This is a genomic window from Emticicia sp., assembly GCF_043780375.1.
Taxonomy (GTDB): Bacteria; Bacteroidota; Bacteroidia; order Cytophagales; family Spirosomataceae; genus Emticicia.
In genome coordinates this window covers 65,326-84,766 of the sequence record NZ_JAYWCU010000120.1, presented here as the reverse complement: position 1 = coordinate 84,766, position 19,441 = coordinate 65,326, and the positions used below count along the sequence as shown (strand labels likewise).

General features: G+C 36.4%; 19 protein-coding genes. 9 read left to right on the top strand and 10 right to left on the bottom strand.

The window, feature by feature from the left end; translation table 11 throughout:
• The first annotated feature begins 11 nt into the window (after positions 1–11).
• The 5 genes from ACH2CJ_RS09540 (at position 12) to ACH2CJ_RS09520 (ending at position 2,993) form a co-directional block, all read left to right on the top strand.
• Positions 12–533 carry a YciI family protein gene (locus ACH2CJ_RS09540; protein ID WP_394992389.1) on the top strand — a complete coding sequence of 174 codons (522 nt, stop codon included), beginning with the start codon at positions 12–14 and terminating at the stop codon, positions 531–533.
• 56 nt (positions 534–589) lie between these two features.
• Positions 590–1,255 carry a peptidoglycan recognition family protein gene (locus ACH2CJ_RS09535; protein ID WP_394992387.1) on the top strand — a complete coding sequence of 222 codons (666 nt, stop codon included), beginning with the start codon at positions 590–592 and terminating at the stop codon, positions 1,253–1,255.
• 78 nt (positions 1,256–1,333) lie between these two features.
• On the top strand, positions 1,334–2,236 hold the full coding sequence (locus ACH2CJ_RS09530; protein WP_394992386.1) for a TIGR01777 family oxidoreductase: 903 nt from the start codon (positions 1,334–1,336) through the stop codon (positions 2,234–2,236).
• Positions 2,237–2,308: 72 nt separating this feature from the next.
• Positions 2,309–2,701, top strand: coding sequence for an HIT family protein (locus ACH2CJ_RS09525; RefSeq protein WP_394992385.1), 393 nt, complete (start codon positions 2,309–2,311; stop codon positions 2,699–2,701).
• 1 nt (position 2,702) lies between these two features.
• The gene (locus ACH2CJ_RS09520; RefSeq protein WP_394992383.1) at positions 2,703–2,993 is read left to right on the top strand and encodes a hypothetical protein; all 291 of its coding nucleotides are present in this window, start codon (positions 2,703–2,705) and stop codon (positions 2,991–2,993) included.
• A 115-nt stretch (positions 2,994–3,108) separates the two neighbouring features.
• Here the strand turns inward: ACH2CJ_RS09520 and ACH2CJ_RS09515 are convergent, their stop codons facing one another.
• Complete coding sequence (locus tag ACH2CJ_RS09515; protein ID WP_394992382.1) at positions 3,109–4,575, bottom strand: M28 family peptidase; 1,467 nt, start codon at positions 4,573–4,575, stop codon at positions 3,109–3,111.
• A 395-nt stretch (positions 4,576–4,970) separates the two neighbouring features.
• Here ACH2CJ_RS09515 and ACH2CJ_RS09510 point away from each other — a divergent pair, with 395 nt between their 5' ends.
• Complete coding sequence (locus tag ACH2CJ_RS09510; RefSeq protein ID WP_394992380.1) at positions 4,971–7,514, top strand: zinc-dependent metalloprotease; 2,544 nt, start codon at positions 4,971–4,973, stop codon at positions 7,512–7,514.
• A gap of 77 nt (positions 7,515–7,591) precedes the next feature.
• Here the strand turns inward: ACH2CJ_RS09510 and lysM are convergent, their stop codons facing one another.
• Positions 7,592–8,050, bottom strand: a complete 459-nt coding sequence (gene lysM / locus ACH2CJ_RS09505; RefSeq protein ID WP_394992379.1) for a peptidoglycan-binding protein LysM — start codon at positions 8,048–8,050, stop codon at positions 7,592–7,594.
• 363 nt (positions 8,051–8,413) lie between these two features.
• On the opposite strand from lysM, the gene ACH2CJ_RS09500 reads away from it, so the two are divergent.
• Positions 8,414–9,169, top strand: coding sequence for a DUF2927 domain-containing protein (locus ACH2CJ_RS09500; protein ID WP_394992377.1), 756 nt, complete (start codon positions 8,414–8,416; stop codon positions 9,167–9,169).
• Between the two features lie 194 nt (positions 9,170–9,363).
• Positions 9,364–9,915, top strand: a complete 552-nt coding sequence (locus ACH2CJ_RS09495; RefSeq protein ID WP_394992375.1) for a nuclear transport factor 2 family protein — start codon at positions 9,364–9,366, stop codon at positions 9,913–9,915.
• 161 nt (positions 9,916–10,076) lie between these two features.
• Here ACH2CJ_RS09495 and ACH2CJ_RS09490 read toward each other — a convergent pair whose 3' ends face one another.
• The 8 genes from ACH2CJ_RS09490 to ACH2CJ_RS09455 form a co-directional block, all read right to left on the bottom strand.
• The gene (locus ACH2CJ_RS09490) at positions 10,077–13,742 is read right to left on the bottom strand and encodes a PVC-type heme-binding CxxCH protein (protein ID WP_394992374.1); all 3,666 of its coding nucleotides are present in this window, start codon (positions 13,740–13,742) and stop codon (positions 10,077–10,079) included.
• Between the two features lie 44 nt (positions 13,743–13,786).
• Positions 13,787–14,101, bottom strand: a complete 315-nt coding sequence (locus ACH2CJ_RS09485) for a DUF6557 family protein (RefSeq protein ID WP_394992430.1) — start codon at positions 14,099–14,101, stop codon at positions 13,787–13,789.
• The gene (locus ACH2CJ_RS09480; RefSeq protein ID WP_394992372.1) at positions 13,986–14,306 is read right to left on the bottom strand and encodes a DUF6557 family protein; all 321 of its coding nucleotides are present in this window, start codon (positions 14,304–14,306) and stop codon (positions 13,986–13,988) included. Before ACH2CJ_RS09480 ends, ACH2CJ_RS09485 begins: the two co-directional genes overlap by 116 nt.
• Before the next feature lie 2 nt (positions 14,307–14,308).
• Complete coding sequence (locus ACH2CJ_RS09475; RefSeq protein WP_394992370.1) at positions 14,309–15,490, bottom strand: PD-(D/E)XK nuclease family protein; 1,182 nt, start codon at positions 15,488–15,490, stop codon at positions 14,309–14,311.
• A gap of 312 nt (positions 15,491–15,802) precedes the next feature.
• Complete coding sequence (locus ACH2CJ_RS09470; RefSeq protein WP_394992369.1) at positions 15,803–15,988, bottom strand: hypothetical protein; 186 nt, start codon at positions 15,986–15,988, stop codon at positions 15,803–15,805.
• Complete coding sequence (locus ACH2CJ_RS09465; protein WP_394992368.1) at positions 15,985–16,215, bottom strand: GIY-YIG nuclease family protein; 231 nt, start codon at positions 16,213–16,215, stop codon at positions 15,985–15,987. Before ACH2CJ_RS09465 ends, ACH2CJ_RS09470 begins: the two co-directional genes overlap by 4 nt.
• Before the next feature lie 181 nt (positions 16,216–16,396).
• A complete protein-coding gene (locus ACH2CJ_RS09460) occupies positions 16,397–17,512 on the bottom strand; it encodes a Gfo/Idh/MocA family protein (RefSeq protein WP_394992367.1) in 1,116 nt (371 codons plus the stop codon).
• Positions 17,513–17,517: 5 nt separating this feature from the next.
• Positions 17,518–18,330 carry a sugar phosphate isomerase/epimerase family protein gene (locus ACH2CJ_RS09455; protein WP_394992366.1) on the bottom strand — a complete coding sequence of 271 codons (813 nt, stop codon included), beginning with the start codon at positions 18,328–18,330 and terminating at the stop codon, positions 17,518–17,520.
• 216 nt (positions 18,331–18,546) lie between these two features.
• On the opposite strand from ACH2CJ_RS09455, the gene ACH2CJ_RS09450 reads away from it, so the two are divergent.
• Positions 18,547–19,413, top strand: a complete 867-nt coding sequence (locus ACH2CJ_RS09450) for an AraC family transcriptional regulator (RefSeq protein WP_394992365.1) — start codon at positions 18,547–18,549, stop codon at positions 19,411–19,413.
• The last annotated feature ends 28 nt before the right edge of the window (positions 19,414–19,441 follow it).

The following is a 19,441-nucleotide window of genomic DNA, read 5'->3' as shown; positions in this document are numbered from 1 at the left end:
TCAATCAAATTATGTCTTTTTTAACTAAAAAATTCACATTACAGTTGTTTTTATTCATATTTATTGCATCTATTTCTTATAGTTGTCTTGTGCCAGAAAAATCAAAAACAGCCAATGACAATTCTACAAAAAACAATGCTGAACCAAGTATTGACAGCGTACTTGCCAAACAATTGGGGGCTGATGATTATGGTATGAAAATGTATGTAATGGCTTTTTTGAAAAAAGGACGAAAACGTTGGATGATTGACTCTGTTACTGCCAATAAACTCCAAAAAGCTCACATGGAAAACATCGGACGATTGGCTGATGAAGGGAAATTAGTTGTTGCAGGGCCATTTGCTGATAATACAGATTTAGCAGGAATCTATGTTTTTGATGTAAAAACAATTGAAGAAGCACAGAAACTTTGTGAAACCGATCCTGCCATTCAGGCGGAGTCTTTAGCGATGGAGCTGCACCCTTGGTACGGCTCGGCGGCTCTTATGAAAACGGTTGAGATACATAAGAAAATTGCTAAAAAAAGTTATTGAAAGTCGGTAGAAATCAACATCAACCCACAGTTTTTATTTTCTAAAAGTCGAGTAAAATGATACAAAAACCATTAAAGTTTCTTCTTTTTTGCTTGATTTTAGTCAATTTTCAAGTTTTTGGACAAAAGCTAAAAATCGTTGAAAAGCCCATTATTTGGGATTCTACTCGTCGGGTTTTGTCTTTGGAATATATGAAAAATCGGCATGGAATTGAGCAAAAAGAACCAACTATTCAACCAAAAATGATTGTTTGTCATTGGACGGCTATTCCTACTTTCGAAAAATCTTTTTTTGCTTTTAACTCACCTGTTTTGCCAAATGCTCGTGCTGAACTAAAAAATGCAAGTCGATTAAATGTTTCGGCACATTATTTAATTGATAGAGATGGAACGGTTTATCACTTGCTGCCCGATACAATTTTTGCCCGCCATGTAATCGGTCTAAACTATTGTGCCATTGGCATTGAGAATGTGGGCGATGGAACTAACAACAAACTAACTGAAGCTCAGTTTAAAGCTAATTATTTGTTGGTCAAGCAATTACAAAAAAAATATAAAATCGAATATCTTATCGGTCACCACGAATATACCAAATTTCGTGGCTCAAACATTTGGAAAGAAACCGACCCAAATTATCAAACTTCTAAGAGCGATCCTGGTGATGAATTTATGAATCGCTTACGCATGAAGTTCAAAAAGTTGAAAAAAGAACCTATGCAGTAAAACATTTTTCAAAATTATCAGAATCAAACAATTCCATACCAAAAGTGTTCATAACTTTACACTCAACACTCAAATAAAATGAATATTCTAATCACAGGTGGCACAGGAATGATTGGGCATCGGTTGACCCAACTACTTTTACAAAAAGGGCATAAAGTAGCTTATCTTAGTCGCAGGAAAGAAAAAACCGCAAATGTGGAAGTTTACCAATGGGATATTCAGAAAGGTTTTATTGAGGCGGGTGCTTTAGAAAATGCTGATTATGTTATTCATTTAGCAGGTGAAGGAATCGCAGATAAACGTTGGTCAGACGAGCGAAAACAAGAAATAATCAATTCAAGAATTCAGCCTATTGAGTTGATAAACAAGTATTTACAAGAAAAAAATATTAAATTGAAAGGTTTCATTTCTGCCTCTGCCATTGGTTATTATGGCGGCGATACTGGCGAAACAAAATTAGATGAAAATAGCAAAGCAGGAAATGATTTCTTGGCAAAGTGTACTAAACTTTGGGAATCTGTCGCTCAAAAAATCAGTTCAGCCGAACGAATCGTTAGCATCAGAATCGGCATTGTTTTGAGCGAAAAAGGTGGAGCTTTACCTAAATTAGTGCAACCCATTCGCTTTGGTTTTGGGGCAGCTTTGGGCAATGGTAAGCAATTTATGTCATGGATTCATATTGATGACCTTTGCGGAGTTTTCATCAAAGCAATTGAAGATAAAACCATGAGTGGAGCATATAATGCGGTTTCGCCAAACCCAGTTCGTAATGAAGAAATGACAAGTGTAGCAGCAAAAGTACTGAAAAAACCACTTTGGCTGCCTAACGTGCCAAGTTTTGTATTAAAATTAGTTTTCGGAGAAATGGGAATTGTCGTAACTGGTGGTAACTTTGTGCTGAACAAAAGGCTTTCGCAAGAAACCAATTTCGAGTATAAATTTACAAATATCAAAGAGGCGTTGAAGGATTTGTTAGGATAGTAGTCGATAGTCCACAGACAAAGGTCGATAGTTTTTAACTCAGAATTCAGAACTCTTAATTTAGAATTCAATATGTCTTCCATCTTCTCAAAAATCATTGCAGGCGAAATTCCTTGCCATAAAATTGCAGAAACTGAGCAGTTTTTTGCTTTTCTTGATGTTTTTCCGTGTGCTATTGGGCATACGCTCGTTGTGCCAAAACAAGAAACTGACTATTTATTCGACCTCAACGATGAACTTTATTCAGGTCTGATGGCATTTGCCAAGCAAATTGAACCTGCCATACGACAAGCGGTGCCTTGCAAGCGTGTAGGCGTTGCCGTCATTGGTTTGGAAGTTCCTCACGCTCACATTCACTTGATTCCGATGAATAGCATGAGCGACATGAATTTCAATAATAAATTAAAACTTTCACAGGAAGAACTGGCGAAAACTGCCTCTAAAATCAGAAGTTTTTTGAAGTAATATGAAACTAATCTTTGAGGTTATTATCTGCATTTTACCTATTTTCTTGGCTTTACGACTTATTTTTTGGGTGAGAAAACACAACCGAGTTTCAGATTTCATGAAATCAATGATACCCGTGATGATAAGTTGCATTATTTTTCTTTCTCTGAGTGTTAGTCTGCATCATTTTTCAAATTTTAGCATTGACCAAGCCTCCAATTGGAGCGTAGGAATGTTGCCTATTTTGCAATTTGTTTTATCGGGTGTGGTGTTTGGAATATCGTTGTTTTTGAAAAATCGGTATGGGTGAAGTTTTTGGTTTAAGTATTTTGACTTGTACTAAGGTTAAAAAACGGTAAAATACTTAACAATAGAATGCGATTAAAAAGTCAAGTCACAACAAGAGACTTGACTTTTTTTAATTTTTATCTTTCCAACTTAAAGTTCTTATCGGTAGCTGGGCGAACTTTGGCGTTGGCTACTTTCCAACCTGTTCGGTACATCCAATCCGCCATTTTCTTCAATTTTGGATAATTTATGTTTTCAATATTATCTTGTTGCGTGTGGTAGTCGGGGTGTAGCAGCGTTGTGTACATAATAGAAGGTATTCCCAAACGGGCGTAAGGAAGATGGTCACTTCTAAAATACCAACCTTCTACATGTTTTACGTCGTCCCAACTTGAATCTAATTTGAAATTTGGACCTTCTTTATTCGCTTCCATGGTCATATTTACCAAATCTAAGGAGTTTCTATGCGGAGGAATTGCCCCTAAAACCGTTGCACTATCACTGTGATTTCTACCAATCATGTCTCCGTTCAACACCGCAACGATGCTATTAATCGGAACAGTTGGGTGGGCAGTATAATATCTTGAGCCTAACAAACCTCTTTCTTCCGCTCCGTGAATGACAAATAAAACCGAACGTTTCGCAGGGTTTTTCACAAATGCTCGGGCATTACTGAGCATTGCCACATCAACACTTCCATTATCATCTGCTCCGTAGCAAATGGAATCACCTTTAATGTCATTTCTGATACCATGTGCATCGGTATGACCACTGTAAAGCAAATATTCTGCTTTTAAATTGGCATCCGTTCCGTCAATTTTACCAATAATATTAACCGAAGGATACGGATATTTTGAGACAATAATATTGGCTTTAAGGCTCGCCGTATTGCCCAGCAAATACTTTTTTGCTTCTTGATGAAGCCACAAAACGGGAACGGTCGTAGTTAAATTGGCATTTACACCCCCATCAATATCATAATTGCCTCTTTTATAGTTTTCGTTGGCATCTGCCCAAGCATTTTCGGCGGTTTCATCGGCTATAAAAATAATGGCACTTGCACCTCTTTTGATTAAAGGCATTCCGTATTTAACAAAAATGGAGCGACCATAACGCCAAGTTGGTAAAGAAACATCCAAATTTATGCCTTTGGGATTTGCTTCAATCGCCACAATTTTCCCTTTCACATCTACGGTCGTATCAATATCTAAAGCATTGCCTAAATAAGTGATGGTTGAATTTAGATTGACATTTGCCATTTGAGCAATAGAAATATCTCGCCAAAGCGTTAGTTTCTTATTGTTCAATTCGATGGTTGTTTGTTCAGAGATTTGATTTCTCCACAAAGTAAAATACTGAAAATAAGTACCATCGTCTCCCGCAGGTTTCAATCCAATTGCCCTATATTTTTCACCCAACCACATGGCAGCCTTCAATTCATCTAAAGTTCCAGCCGAACGACCCTTGAAATGGGCATCGGCCAAGCCTTTCATATCATTTTTTAAGTCTTCAGTTTTAATAAGATTTAATGCAGGTGGCGTATTTTGAGCGAATGAAGTATTGATAACGACCAGTAAAAAATAAAGTAAACAGATTTTTTTCATATTGAAATTTACATTGGGTTTATTGATGAGGCTGTTGATAAGTTAACACGGAAATATACAAAAATATTGGCGTTAATCTAACGGAGTTGTAAGATAAATCCTATTTCTTGTCTCTTTCTGAAATAGGTTTGTGTAAACTACCTCGCCCTAAAACAAGTTTGAGCAAGTTTATTAAAATTTTTAGCTTTGGCACGTAACCACTTAATAAAAAATGTCGCCAAAAACACCCAATTGAAGGTGTTTTTTGTAAGAAATTGCAAAATTAAAAAAAGAGTTTATTAACTTTCGAATGAATTACCGTAAAATTTCGACGAAGAAATCTCTTCGGCAAAATTTTTGCTTGTAATTTGCCATCGTATATTCACGATGGAATATTGAGCGAATCTATAAAATTAATGAAGAAATTTTGTCTTTTTTCTATTTCATTGCTTCTCATGCTGGGGCAAGTTGGAAGCCTTTTCGCACAATTTCGCTGCGGATTGCCTTCGCCTACCGAGCAAGAAAAACAAGCCTCCTTTGCCCAATACCAAACCTTCCTCCAACAAAAAACTACGCAAAAACAAGCACGGATAGTGAGTTATAAAGTGGCGGTGAAAGCCAATATTCTTTCAGAGACAAATTCGTCAACGCCAGCATTGAGCGAAAGCGATATTCGGGCAATTATTGCCAATGCCAATACTTATTTACAGAATATCAACGTCGAATTATATCTCTATAACAACCAAGTTTTTTCTATTGTTGATAATAAATACTCTGATTTAAAGATAGCCGATGAATCAGAACTTCGCCGAAAATATGACGTACAAGATGCCATAAATATATATTTTGCCAAAAGTATTACGCTTAAAGATTTAACAATTTTGAGTGGTTATGCAGCTTTACCCAACAAATCGTCAAATAGCAATCGCATTTTTTATTCTTACTTCGACCGAAGCTCTGACGACTTCGAAAACCTAAAAAACAAGACCTTTCTGCACGAGATTGGTCATTATTTTGGACTTTTTCATACTTTTCAAGACAGCGATAACCCCAACGTATCGAAACGAGAGCTGGTTACTCGTGGGGCTGGTTCAAACTGCGTTTCGATGGGCGACCAACTTTGCGATACCTCGGCCGACCCCTTTGAACGCTTGCCTTTGTTGTATGCTTTTAATTGCAATCAAAACTCTCCCGCCGATTTTCAAGACAACAATGGTGAAAATTTTACACCGCCAGTCGATAACATAATGTCGTATCATCAACGGTGTGGAAATGCTTTTACTGAACAGCAATACCAAAAGATGCAAGCCTCTTTTGCCATACGATTTTCGCCTTTGTCGGAATACCAAATTGCTACCCGAAGTTCCAATTTTGTAACGGTTGATGCCTTAGATAAAAAAGTTTATTGCGTAGGTGACTCGCTCAAAATCACTTATAATTTGGAAGGCTTATTTGAAAACAACAACCAATTGTTTGTTGAAATTTCTGATAAATTTGGCAGGAATTACCAAAAAATAGAATCAAAATTTACAGGATTACTATTGGTAATTAGACTTCCAAACGACCTGCCAGAAGGTGATGATTACAGGGTAAGAATAACGGCAACTCGCCCCGAAACGGTAAGTCCTGTGAGCGAAAATTTTGCGATTCGGGCATTTTCAAGTGCCAATATTACTGCAAGCAACACAACTATTTATGCAGGAGAAACGACTTATCTAAGCGTTGATTTGGGCGGAAGTGGCCCTTGGTCGTATGACTTATCGGACGGGACTTCTATTAAAAACACTCGCTTCAACTCATATCAAATTGCTAAAACACTCAATGAAACAACAACTTTTTCCATTCTATCGGTCAGGAATGTTTGTGGCGAAGGTGCAAAAAGTAATAGCGTAATAGTTAATGTTATTCAACCGCAAATACAGACGGAGGCTTTAACAACCACAACGCTTTGTCAGGGGCAAAGTATTAGATTAGGTATTACGATTCTCGGAACATTATCGCCTGATAATCAATTAGTTATACAGATTTCGGACAATAGCGGCAAAAATTACGTGGACTTACCAACCCAAGTTTCATTGTTTGCTTTATCTGCCCAAATCCCGGCAACATTTCAAGTAGGCACGGGTTATCGTTTGAAAGTTTTAGCAAAAAAATCGCAATTATTTAGTTTACCAATTGGTCCTATTACAATCATTGCTCCACCCTCGCCTCCTGTTGTTGCTCCAACTTTTGTCTATTGCCAAAAAGTAAGCTCACCTTTGGTAGCCGATGGAACAAATTTAAAGTGGTTTTTGAACGAATTTGATATAAAATCATTTGCGACACTCATACCATCAACCGAAAAAGAAGGAGTTTCTACCTATTATGTTTCGCAGACTAACGCCTTTGGTTGCGAAGGACCCAAAGCCAAAACAACTGTAACTGTGCGTTCGTTGGCTGCGGCGACCATTAGTGGCGATCGAACGATGATTGTTGGAGACAGCACTTTACTAAATGTGAATATAACAGGCGACCTTCCTGCCGATTTTACTTTATCAGATGGAAGGTCATTTGTGCTTAGCAAAAACCCCTTTATTTTGGAGGTAAGACCCACAAAGTCAACTACTTATTTTCTTAAAGAAGTGAAAAACTCATGTGGTTTAGGGAATGTTTCAGGTAGTGCAAAAGTTACTATTTTAGACCCATTGGCTGGAGAAGAATCACTTGAAAATACAATAAAAGTTTTCCCAAACCCTGCAAGTCAACAATTATTTGTAGAGTTTTTGTCAGTTAAGGGTAGCAATACAAGTATTTCATTGTCTGATTTGACTGGTAAAATTTTACAACAGAAAAATATCGAAACGGTAGGCAAACACCAAGACAGGTTCGACATAAAACACTACCCAACAGGAAGCTATTTTTTAAAATTTAACATTGATAAGCAAGTTTTTGTGAAGAAGATAATAATCAATAGTGAATGATGAATTTTTTGTTAGAAGTAAAAAAAAGCCTTTTCTACTCAGAAAAGGCTTTTTTTATGAATTGTCTTTAAAAAAAATTAAAGAGCTGGAATTCTTAATACTTGACCTGGATAAATTTTATCTGGGTGTGTAAGCATTGGTTTGTTGGCGTCAAATATCACAGGATATTTCATCATATCACCGTAATATTCTTTAGCAATTTTCGACAAAGTATCACCTTTTTCTACTGTGTGAAACTTCGCTTCTGGCTCAGGAGTAGCTACAACTAATTGATTATCAACCATGTGTACGCCTTCAACATTACCAACTGCCAAAGAAATCTTTTCAGCATCTTCTTGCGTATCTACTTCACCAACCAAAGTAACAGTATCACCTGTTGTTTTGATGGTTAGAGTATTAAAAGGCAAGCCCAACTGTTGTACGTGTGCCAATAAAGCACTTGCTTTCAATACTTCTTTTTCTGCTACTGGTGCTGCCTCTTCTTTGTGACCGAAAAGTTTTTCGCCTACACCCTTAAAAAACGACATTAGTCCCATTTTGAATAAGTTGGTTTTAAGTAAATAATAAAATTATTAGCAAATGTATTAAAAACTTGATTCCTAATAGATAAAAACTGTTTTTTTTGTAGTTTTATTTGCCTATCGGTAATAGTAAGTTTTTATGTTCATAGTGTTAAGACTATTTTTCAGTATAAAGTAACAAATGTCTTTCGTAATTGATAAAAATTGTAAATGAGCAATTGGGGCGTATATATGAAATTTGCGGTAATATTTTGGTAAGAAATGCCTGCTTTTTTACACTATTACCAGTTTTTTGAACGTTAAAGTAGGTAATATACTTATATGCTCTGACTGATAACTATAACTATTGAAAATATGTAAAATAAACCAAAAATAAAAATGAAATTTGCTATTGCCGCAACATCCATTTCGATACTTTTTTTGATGATTTCTTGTGAAAAAAGCCCTGAATTAAGCCTCCAAACAACAACAACTACAACACAAACATCGTCAAGTGGAATAATTAATAACGTAATACCTACAAGTCAAGAAATTTATGATGCTTTTGTTCGATTAGCATTGAAAAATTCGAATAATACACAGACAATGACTATTAGAAAATGGGCAACAAGCAAAACCCAAATTAAAGTTTATTGGGATGGTGTACGAACCACAGCACTATTTACTGCTTTAGATAAAGTAATAGCAGATATGAATAGTTTAAATAAATACAGTAAATTGGTCAGAACAGAAGTAGTTGCACAAGCCGATATCATCATCAACCGAGTAGATGTTGCTACTCACAATGCCAAATATGCGGGTTTTCAAGTAACCAATACGACGGTTCAGGGAAATACATTTACTCAATGGAATAATACCGAAATCATAAAATCAGTTATATGGCTTTCGCCAAGTACACCCGCAAATGTACAAAATGGTGTTTTACGCCACGAACTTACACACGCTTTAGGCTTAGGTCATATTGAAAATACAAAGTCAATTATGGTAGCAGTAATGAGCGGAATAAATTATGATTTTAATAATTATTCGGTTTTAGATCAAAGAGTTTTACAGATTTTGGCTGACGCCCGTGTAAAACAAGGAATGACTGAGGTAAACATAAGTACAGTAATTAAGGAGTATGCCGCAAAATAATAGTCAGAAAATAATTTGATTTCTATAACAAATTTGTAATTTTGAATTAAAATATAGTATTATTTCTTTAAATTACTGATAGAGAAGTATTTAGTATCCTTCATCCTGTAATTTTTAATGCTGCACTATTTGGGGCTTGCAATACGCAAATATTTTTTTCGTTAATTTAGTATCAGATTAAAACAAATACACCGATGAAATTTAACAAATTCTTACTTGCACTAATAGCTTTAATTGGTATTTCGGTAAATACTTTCGCCCAATCAGAGGATGAAGCTATCAAAGAAACGCTTAATAATTATTTAGAAGGTGGCTCGGTAGGCGATACGGCTCGCTTGAATCGTGCTTTTTTTGCATTTGCTAACCTACGAAATTTGGGTAAAGATGGGAAAATATCCGAAATGCCCGTAAAGAAATTTATTGCTGCAGTGCCTGTGGGTGGAGCAAAATGGTCGAGTAAAATTGTGAGTTATAGCTACGCTGGCACAGCCGCCACTGCGGTAACAGAAGAAGAATTATCTACTTTTAAATTTGTTGATTTCTTGAATCTCTTGAAAATTAATGGTGAATGGAAAATAGTAAGTCGTGTATATTCGAGAGTTGATAAAAACGTTGCGATTGCAGCATCAAATCCAGGCGGTGGGTTTTCAACGGCATCTGCGATAGCTCCTGGTAAAGGCAATGTACCTGCTAACACAACCAAAAAACCTGCTACAAAACCAAAGCCATCGGACGATGGTTGGTGAGGAAATAGTTTTTCAATCAATTGATTTTCAATCAATTACATTTTTTATCCGCTAATATTACTTCCAAATATTAGACTTGTTAAATAAAAAAATAATTCTCCGAAATGTAATTTTGTCTAAATATACATTTCGGAGAATTATACTATACTCATAAAACTGTGTTACTTCACAACGTGCATCACACCATTCATAATACTCCAATGACCTGGGAATGTACAAACATAAGGATAATCGCCTGGCTGTGATGGAGCGGTAAATCTTAATCGGTAAACATCATTGGTATTGAGCAATGGCGTTGAAAACAATACTTGTGAAATAGCTGGTACGTAGTTTTTCTCAACGGCATCTTTTTGTGTAATCATCTTATTAGCAGCATTTCCGATGATTTCAAGACTTTTTGGCTTGCCAATCACCATATTATGTTGCATCGCATCAGGATTTTCAAATCTAATTTCAACGTTTTTTCCTGCTTTCACTGTAAACTCTTTTTTATCATATTTCATGGCTTCGGTGATTGTTTTTATCACCACAACTTGGGTATTATTGTCAGGTAAACTTCCTTCCCAAGTTTGCATCAAACGATTGAGTCTTGACTTACTATCTACTGAAACTGTCGAGCTCAATTTTGTTATAAAAGCCTTATCATTAGCACTTAAAATCGCTTTTCTTCTTGGATTCCAACCATCAACTACACCTTTGATTAAAGCATTTGCACCAGCCACATCAAGCGATTGAGCTTGTTTCAAAATCGCAATCACCGAGTCAGCAGAAGCAATTGAGCTATAACTACGAACGGCCTTTTCAACTGCATAATTTGCCATTGATTTTGGAGCATCAAATGTTATTTTTTGAGTAAATGTATTGTTCGATTCATTGCTTTCTTTAATGTCGTTGTTTTTATCAACATCAACCGACATAGTATAAGTACCAGCCACATCAGAGCCAAAACGAATATCACCAGTCCAAGGGCCATTAGTTGATTTTGAAATCGTAATGGTTTCGCCTGCTTTCATGCCATCTTCGTGCGTACGACTCACAATATTCACTTTACGATTCATGCCTTCGATACGTATATCCAACGGAATAACTGTACCAAGAGGAATAGCTTTTCCTTGATTTTTCACCTCAACAAGAATCGATACATTATCTCGTACCGCAGGAGTTGCTGGTTCGGTTGTTATTTTAGTGATTACTAAGTCAGGAGTTGTGCCACTTACAGCCGATGGGGAAGAAGTCTTCTCTGCAAGCATTTTTGAATGGTCGTGATTCATAACGGGCATTTCGTTTGACATTTTTGGTGTATTGGCGGCCTTTTTGATAGCATTTTGAAGCTGAATCTTCAATAACTGACGGTTATGGCTTGTCAATGCTACTGCAAAAGCATCGGGCAACCAACGGTCATAAATATCGGTTGAGGCTTCTAATTTATTTAAAATTGCTGTTTCAGAGGCAGCAGTTAAAGGCATTTCTGACAAAGCCAAAATCGTATTTAAAACTACCAATGGTTCGCTATCATTCAAGGCATTGTTGCTCAATAAAATATCAACCGAAGCGGTGTTTCGAGGTAAAATCTGCACGGCATTTTTACGAACGCCTGCACAAGCGTGCTTCAAACAAGCTGTAATTGCTGGCAAAGCCTCATTAATTGCACCCAAACCTTCGAGCGTACGAAGTACATGAATAACCGTTGGGTTGATGCCAGTTTCGTCGAGTGATTGGTCTTTGAGCATTTCAATTAATTGCGGAACTACATCTTTATTTCCACGTTCAACCAATAATCTTTGGGCGTTCATTCGCCAAAACATATTATTATTTTTTAGTGCTGCTAATAATCCTGCTGGTTGGTTTTTGTCAAGGCTAATTGCCTGATAATTTGGCGATTGTTTGTATGCAACTCGATAAATACGACCATGTGTATAATCTCTCAAATCTGTCTCATAGGCATTTCCCACACCCATATTGAAACCCGCAGGTTTTGGGTTATGTTGAATGATATAACTGTACCAATCGGCAATCCAAACTGCTCCATCTGGACCTGTCTGGGCAAATACTGGCGAAACCCATTCATCAGCTCCTGCCAATAAATTGAAGCCTTCAGAGTCTTCGTAATCAGTACCTTTTTTTACAATATCGTTTTGATGAACAATGTGACCAGTTGGCTCACAAACAAAAGCGATTTTATTCCAATATTTTTTCGGGAAAGACCTTGCCGTATAAAAATTATGCCCCGATGCGGCAGTAAATCCACCAAAAACATCAACTTGACGCACTTTTGAGGTGACTGGTTTCATGTCTTTGTGAGTATCCATATTTCTACTTCCATTGTCAGTATTGAAGGATGGATTCAAGAAATTACGGTTCGGAATTGCCATGTACCAGCCGTGGGCATTGTTGGCAGTTGAACCAAAAACATCACCCGTTTCGTTGAACGACATTCCCCAAGTATTATTTGAAGTGCTGGTTGTCCATTCCATTTTCGAACCATCGGGCTTAAATCTAAAAAATGCTTGACCAAATTTCAAAGAATCGCCTTGAGCCAATTTTCCTTTGAAGCCCGAATATCCAACACAACCCCAAATCCAGTTATCAAAGCCATAATGCAAGTTTGAAGGCCCAGCGTGCGTATCGCCCGTACCGAAGCCTGAAAACAAAATTTTCTTTTCATCAGCTTTGTCATCGCCATTGGTATCTTTCAAGAAAATCATGTGTGGAGCTTGCGAAACAATCAAACCACCATTGGCAAAAACCATTCCCGTTGGAATGCTCAAACCATCGGCAAAACGAGTGAATTTATCAGCTTTACCATCATTGTTGGTATCTTCACAAATCAAAATATAATCGCTTCCGCCCGACTCTTTTCTTTCGTTTGGATAATCTTTCGTAATCAAAATATACAAACGACCTTTTTCGTCCCAATCCATTGCAATAGGGTGCATCACATTTGGCTCGGCGGCAAACAAATCTAAAGTAAAATCGGCAGGCACTTGAATGTGCTTCATTGATTCTTCTGGCGAAAGTGCCAACTGTTGCAACTGTTCGCCTGAGCGTTTTTCGTAATTTGGCAATTTTGCACCTTTATACTCAAACGGTTTTGAATTTAATGCTGCATGAGCCGCACGTGCTTCGTCGTTTACTGCCCAAATAATGCCATTTTCAAGCAATTTCTGAAAGTTTACATTGCTCCAAGTTCTATCATCGTGTCCATAAGCGGTATAAAAAACTCGACCTTTTCCATAGCTACGAGTCCAAGTATAAGGCTCAGTTTTTGCATCGGGGCGGTCTTTGGTTTGGTCAGCTTTTATTTCACGAGTCTGTAAAACATTATTATCAGGCTGTAATTGGCTGTGTAAATAGGTTTCGTCAAAAGCTTTTATCGTGCCTAAATCTTTCATAATAATATGATTTGGCTGCACGATTTTGGCTTGAATAGTATCCATTCGGTGTCGCCAAAACTGCCCCCCAACCATTTTCACATATTCGGGCGAATTGCGAAAACAATAAGATGCACAGTGAATCGGCAAAATACCTTTTCCTGAAGCTACATAATCGAGCAAAGCTTTTTCGGCATCGGGCGTAATATTGTCCCAATTGGCAAAAACCATCAAAGCATCATATTTTGATAAATTTTGGGCGTTAATGTCCTCCAATTTATCGGTATAAGTAAAATTGATACCTTTATTGCCCAGAGCTGCCATGATAGTCGGAACTCGCTCAATGGGTTTATGATGCCCATTATCGCCAAGGAAAAGGATTTCGAGTCGTCTGCCAGTTTGGGCGTTGGCAAACTGGTAAAGGAAAAAGGTTAGGAGAACGAGGGCTTTTTTCATTATATATTGGTTTTGTATAAATTCTTTATTCTTCTTTAAGACTATCAAGATTCTTCTTTAAAACTATCAAGCAATTCTTTTAAGTATACAGCATCACTTTCCCTTTCCTCGGGAGTCCTGTTTTTTGACTCGTTTGATATTTTATTTAGATAATCGCCACTTTCTTTAATTCTAACTTCATCAAAACCTTCAAAAGTCATCTCAAAAAGACAATGGCTGATGATTTCTAATTCACTAAATTTTTCAAGAGTTTCGGTACTTATTGACATTCCTAACCACTCGGCCCACGGGTCGAAATAAATAGCAAATCGAGTTCCATAATCTTTGCTTTTTTGGGTTGGTAGTTTTGCCGAATACATCAACATAATCAAATTCACCAGTTATAGAGTCATATTGGTTTTCTAAAATAATCTCAAATTCAGTGTCAATAGGCTTAATTGAGCGAAGGTTTTCAAAAACCGTTTCATAAGCATTAATACTTCTTACTTCCTCAGGATATACTTCAAACAAAGTAGCTTTTACATTCAGCCAGTGATTTGATTGTATAAGTTGTTTTAAGATCATGACTATGGATTGATTATGTTTAGCATTGCAGCTACTTTCTCTTCAAAATCTGACTTAAAATTACCAAATTGTATGTTTTTCAAAACTTTAAAATCTCTCCAATCATAATATTCATCAAAATCTCTCCAGCAAAGCCAATCGAAACTCGTTAGCTTTTTTTGGAATTTTTTTTCAAATTCTTTTCTAATTATTTCATATTTAGGATTTTCATTTTGTTTATAATCTACATATCTAAATCCAAAGATTAATCTCTGAAAACCGCTTTCAACATTGAATGAAAAACATATACTAAGATTCAACTTTTCAAGTGCAGCGTTTGTGAACCAAAATGACCGCCTTTGAACACTATGATTTAGCATATTCAATTCCTTATAATCTGTTTCCAATTGAAGGTCTTTACCAGTTTTTATTATTAAATTGGGTAGTGTATGCTCAACTATTTGTTGAATCATCCGTTTTTTTATATCATCACCTGCTGCAAAAAGAGTAATGAATGTCTCAAATTTCTCTTTGTCTGTTATTATCTTTTCTGTTATTTCTTCACTCATCTTAGTATTAACATTTTGACCAGTTAATTTTTTTATTAAATTCATGTATTGAGTAATTGATTCTCTTAGAATAGGAATGTTAGTTGCTTCTTTTCTACATTCTTCTAACCAGTTTAAAATATCTGATTTGTAGGAGATACAACGATATTTTTCTAAAGGAATATTAATGTCTTTACTTTCCTGCCCTTCTAATGTTAAAAATAATAAAGTATCAGTATCGTCAGACACGTAGTTTTTGTATCTGATTAATTGCTTTTCTTGTTCAGGTGCGTCAATTTTATTTTCAATCAAGATAATTTTGTTTTTGCTATCTTTAATTTTAATATCAAGTCTACCTCCAGAATCTTCCGTTTTTTTGCCAATAGAAAATTCTACTTTTACTACTGCACTTGTTGTGTCAAAACCTTCAATTTGAATTAATTCAACAAATTTCTTCAAAAAGAGGTCTTTTTGTCCATGACTTCCCTTCGGATTTAATAACTCAGCAATGAATCTTGAATGAGTTTTAACTTCGTTTCTTTCCATTTGAAGAACCGAGAAAATATTAAAATTCTCGCCAGTTGCTTCGGCTACTCTTTTGTAAGATTCTGAAATTGTCTGAATCTCATTTAATAATTGCTTAATAGTGTTTTCCATTGTTTTTCAATAAATTTATAAAAGACCCTATTAATACTCAGAATGACGATTTTTGCACAAAATTTTGAAAAAGTTATCCACAATCGTATAAATTTGTTTAGAAAAAAGATTTAATCTAACTTTGAACACCAAATTTTCAACATTATGATACAAATCACCATTGATATTCCGAATGAAAATGATATGTTGTTTCAAGTGCCTATCTTCTCTTTATCTCATTCTCAATAAACTGTTCCAATATTTCTTTACTGGGCAAATTAATTACAAATCGCCGTCCTCGGCTTCGCTCGGACACCGATTTGTAAAAGGGTTTTATTTTTCTAAGTCTTTTTCCGTTGTCAGAACATTTTCTTCCGTTGCTCGAGCGAAGTCGAGGGCAGCAGAAAAAATACTATTTTCTTTGTTGTTCTGGGCTTCCCTCGGACTTCGACGAAGATAATGACTTTCATTTTGACAATCTGCCAACTTGTGTAATTCATCAAATTGGCTATTTATCAATGCTTCTTTCTTTTTCCTACCCCAGTTTGCACTTGTTTTTCACGATAAAACGCCTTATCAATTCTATCAAATTCTTCAAAATAAATCAGTTTTACAGGAAGATATTTCTTTGTATAATTTGCTCCATTTCCACTTTGATGTTCCTCTAATCTACGCTCTAAATCAACAGTACTACCTGTATAATAGCTTTTATCTGAACATTCTAAAATGTACATAAAGCCTTTCATAGTTTTTTGTTTTGGTTTACATTTTTTTACTTACACGTTGCCCGAGCGAAGCCGAGGGCAGCGGGTACATACAAATCGTCGTCCTTAACTTCGCTCGAACACCGATTTGTAAAGGGTTTTGTTTGTCTAAGTAATAACTTCACTCGGTTATCATTTTTTCGGTAGCCGAGCGAAGTCGAGGCTAAAACTCAGGCAAATAAATAATCTCTCCACCCTTCATTGCCGACTCATGAGCTAAGATTCCTACTGATGTCCAGTTGGCAGACTGTACTGCATTCGGGAATGGGTCACGGTCTTCAGTCAATGCCGAAATAAATTCGTGTGCCAAATGTGGGTGCGAGCCACCGTGTCCGCCACCTTGTGCAAAACTTAAATGTGTATTTTCGTCAGAGTCATAAACACCCTTTCCTGTGAAAGATTGAATCTCTTTTGGAAGCAAGTGAGCGTAATCAGGTGTTTGTACTTTTTCTGGAATCTCGTGTTCGGGTTTCTTTGCCGTATGAATGACGTTTGGTTCATTTTCAATCAAAGCCCATTCAAAAGATTTCTTAGAACCATAAACTTCAAAACTTTCACGGTACTGACGTGCTACATCAAACAACGAACGATAAACATAAGCACTTAAATCACTATTTTTAAACTTAATATGAGCTGATTCTACCGCAAAAGGCGAATTATGTATTTTTATTAAATCTTCTGAAATTGTTCCCGAGCCAAAACATGAAACATATTCGGCTTCTAATCTTAATAAACCAGCCACTGGCCCAACGCAATGCGTAGCATAATGCATTGGTGGAAGTCCAGGCCAATAGTCAGGCCAACCTTCCATGTCTTGTTGGTGTGAGGCTTTTAAGAATTGTACTTTTCCGAGTTCTCCTTTTTCGTAAAGTTCTTTTACAAACAAAAACTCACGGGCATAAACTACGGTTTCCATCATCATATATTTCTTGCCAGTTTCACGACAAGCCTTCACGATTGCTTTACAATCTTCAACCGAAGTTGCCATCGGAACGGTGCAAGCCACGTGTTTTCCTGCATAAAGAGCTTTTAAAGTTTGCTCGGCATGGTTCGGAATCGGTGAGTTGATATGTACCGCATCAATATTTGGGTCTTTGAGCAATTCATCATAGTCCGAATAGCGAACTTCGATGCCAAAAGTATCGCCAATGGCATTGAGTTTTTCAACGTTTCTTTGGCAAATCGCATACATATTGGCGTGCGGATGACGTTGATAAATGGGAATAAATTCTGCCCCGAAGCCAAGTCCAACGATGGCGATGTTTATTTGTTTTGACATGATATTTATACGTGAGTTTTTAAAAACGATAAACTTTCTCTCATTAATTGTTCTTCCGAATCGAACATTTTTCGCCAAATATTAGCAGCAGGCAGTTTTTCGCTGAATGCTTCGATTGATAACCAGCCGCCATAGTTGATGTCTTTTAAAGCCTTGAAAACATCTTCCCAGTCCACATTTCCTTTACCAACGGTACTGCGGTCATTTTCAGAAACTTGTACATGAACTAAATGTTTTGACAGTTTTCTGATGGCATCGCCCAAACTTTTTTCTTCAATATTAGCGTGAAAAGTATCGAACATAATTTTGCAAGCAGGATGATTGATATCTTCGACCAACTTCAATAGTTCGTCAGCACTTGAAACCAAATAGCTTTCAAAACGATTAAGATACTCTAAGCCCAGCGTAATGCCTAAATCATCGGCATATTGTGCCAATTCTTGCAGATTTTCTACGGCCCATTGCCATTCTTGCTGCGTTGCGGGTTTTCCTGTAAAATGAGAAAGTGCAGAATGATAAGGGCCTGTGAGTAAATCTGCTCCCAAAACTAACGCACAGTCAACGGCTCGCTTATTGCGTTCGAGGGTTGCTTTTCGCATATTTTCATCGGGACTGATTTGGTTAAAATCTGCTCCGCAAATGGTAACTGCAATGCGTTTTAGACCTAATTCGTCTAATTTTTTTCGCCAAGTATACCAATTTTCAGGATTTACATCAAAAATTGGTACTTCTACACCATCAAAACCCATCGCTTTGATTTGCTCCAAAACAGGGAAAATGTCTTCATTTATTTCTGTTCCCCATAAAAGGAGATTCATTCCGTAGGTCATATCACACCCCTCTGCCCCTAAATGGGGACTTTTAAGTTGAAAAATAATAGTACAAATTTATCACCATAAAATCATATTAAGTATGCTTTGTTTTACTAATTTTGACTGTATTTTGACATTTATGAATATATTTGTAAAAAAAACAGCAAATATACGTATATATCATTGTAGTTAAAATGACTGTTTATCAATGACATATTATTTATGAAACTACTAAAAAAAACACTCGAAAGTCAGGTTTACTCGTTTGAGGTGCAAGAATTGCGTGAATCGCATTTCGATTCGAGCTGGCATTTTCATCCTCATTATCAGTTGTTTACGGTTTTTGAGGGCAATGGTACACGATTCATTGGTGATGATATTCAGCATTTTGATACGGGTGATACTGTGTTTTTAGGCCCCAATATTCCGCATCTTTGGCGGAGCGACAAGATCTATTTTGAGCAAAATCCTGATTTACAAACACACGGAATTGTGGTTTATTTTACAGAAGATTTTTTGGGAAATAATTTCTTTGAAAAATCAGAAATGTATAAACTAAAAAAACTTTTGCTTAATGGTCAGCGAGGAATAGATATTATTGGCGGAATGCGTGAAAAAATAAGGACTGGCTTATTTCAATTAACCAAACTGGAAGGTTTTGAGCGAGTTTTGAAATTATTATCAATGCTCCACGAATTGTCTCAATCAATTGAATATGAGTTCATTACAAGTTTAGGTTATGTAAATATGCACAAGATTTCGGAAACTGAACGTATGCAAAAAGTGCATGATTATGTGATGAAACATTTCAAAGAAGAAGTGCGGTTGAGCAAATTGGCATCGTTGGTAAGTATGAGTGATGCGGCTTTTTGTCGATATTTTAAGAGTCGAACTAACAAATCTTTCTTTGATTTTATTGCCGAAATCCGTATAGGTCATGCCTGCAAATTGCTACACGAAGGCACGCTAAATGTTACACAAATTGCCTATGAAAGTGGCTATAATACTATATCAAATTTCAATCGACAGTTTAAGCATCTTGTTGGAAAATCACCTTTGGTTTATCAGAAGGAGTATCGGAGGGCTTAAGTATTTCAAAATAAAATTTTTTAATAAT

Coding starts and splice junctions, on each gene's coding strand:
- ACH2CJ_RS09485 (WP_394992430.1), bottom strand. CDS start 14,101: ATGTATTCGGCAAAACTACCAACCCAAAAAAGCAAAGATTATGGAACT.
- ACH2CJ_RS09535 (WP_394992387.1), top strand. CDS start 590: ATGATACAAAAACCATTAAAGTTTCTTCTTTTTTGCTTGATTTTAGTC.
- ACH2CJ_RS09520 (WP_394992383.1), top strand. CDS start 2,703: ATGAAACTAATCTTTGAGGTTATTATCTGCATTTTACCTATTTTCTTG.
- ACH2CJ_RS09465 (WP_394992368.1), bottom strand. CDS start 16,215: ATGAAAGGCTTTATGTACATTTTAGAATGTTCAGATAAAAGCTATTAT.
- ACH2CJ_RS09490 (WP_394992374.1), bottom strand. CDS start 13,742: ATGAAAAAAGCCCTCGTTCTCCTAACCTTTTTCCTTTACCAGTTTGCC.
- ACH2CJ_RS09455 (WP_394992366.1), bottom strand. CDS start 18,330: ATGAATCTCCTTTTATGGGGAACAGAAATAAATGAAGACATTTTCCCT.
- ACH2CJ_RS09530 (WP_394992386.1), top strand. CDS start 1,334: ATGAATATTCTAATCACAGGTGGCACAGGAATGATTGGGCATCGGTTG.
- lysM (WP_394992379.1), bottom strand. CDS start 8,050: ATGGGACTAATGTCGTTTTTTAAGGGTGTAGGCGAAAAACTTTTCGGT.
- ACH2CJ_RS09515 (WP_394992382.1), bottom strand. CDS start 4,575: ATGAAAAAAATCTGTTTACTTTATTTTTTACTGGTCGTTATCAATACT.
- ACH2CJ_RS09480 (WP_394992372.1), bottom strand. CDS start 14,306: ATGATCTTAAAACAACTTATACAATCAAATCACTGGCTGAATGTAAAA.
- ACH2CJ_RS09510 (WP_394992380.1), top strand. CDS start 4,971: ATGAAGAAATTTTGTCTTTTTTCTATTTCATTGCTTCTCATGCTGGGG.
- ACH2CJ_RS09540 (WP_394992389.1), top strand. CDS start 12: ATGTCTTTTTTAACTAAAAAATTCACATTACAGTTGTTTTTATTCATA.
- ACH2CJ_RS09495 (WP_394992375.1), top strand. CDS start 9,364: ATGAAATTTAACAAATTCTTACTTGCACTAATAGCTTTAATTGGTATT.
- ACH2CJ_RS09460 (WP_394992367.1), bottom strand. CDS start 17,512: ATGTCAAAACAAATAAACATCGCCATCGTTGGACTTGGCTTCGGGGCA.
- ACH2CJ_RS09450 (WP_394992365.1), top strand. CDS start 18,547: ATGAAACTACTAAAAAAAACACTCGAAAGTCAGGTTTACTCGTTTGAG.
- ACH2CJ_RS09475 (WP_394992370.1), bottom strand. CDS start 15,490: ATGGAAAACACTATTAAGCAATTATTAAATGAGATTCAGACAATTTCA.
- ACH2CJ_RS09500 (WP_394992377.1), top strand. CDS start 8,414: ATGAAATTTGCTATTGCCGCAACATCCATTTCGATACTTTTTTTGATG.
- ACH2CJ_RS09525 (WP_394992385.1), top strand. CDS start 2,309: ATGTCTTCCATCTTCTCAAAAATCATTGCAGGCGAAATTCCTTGCCAT.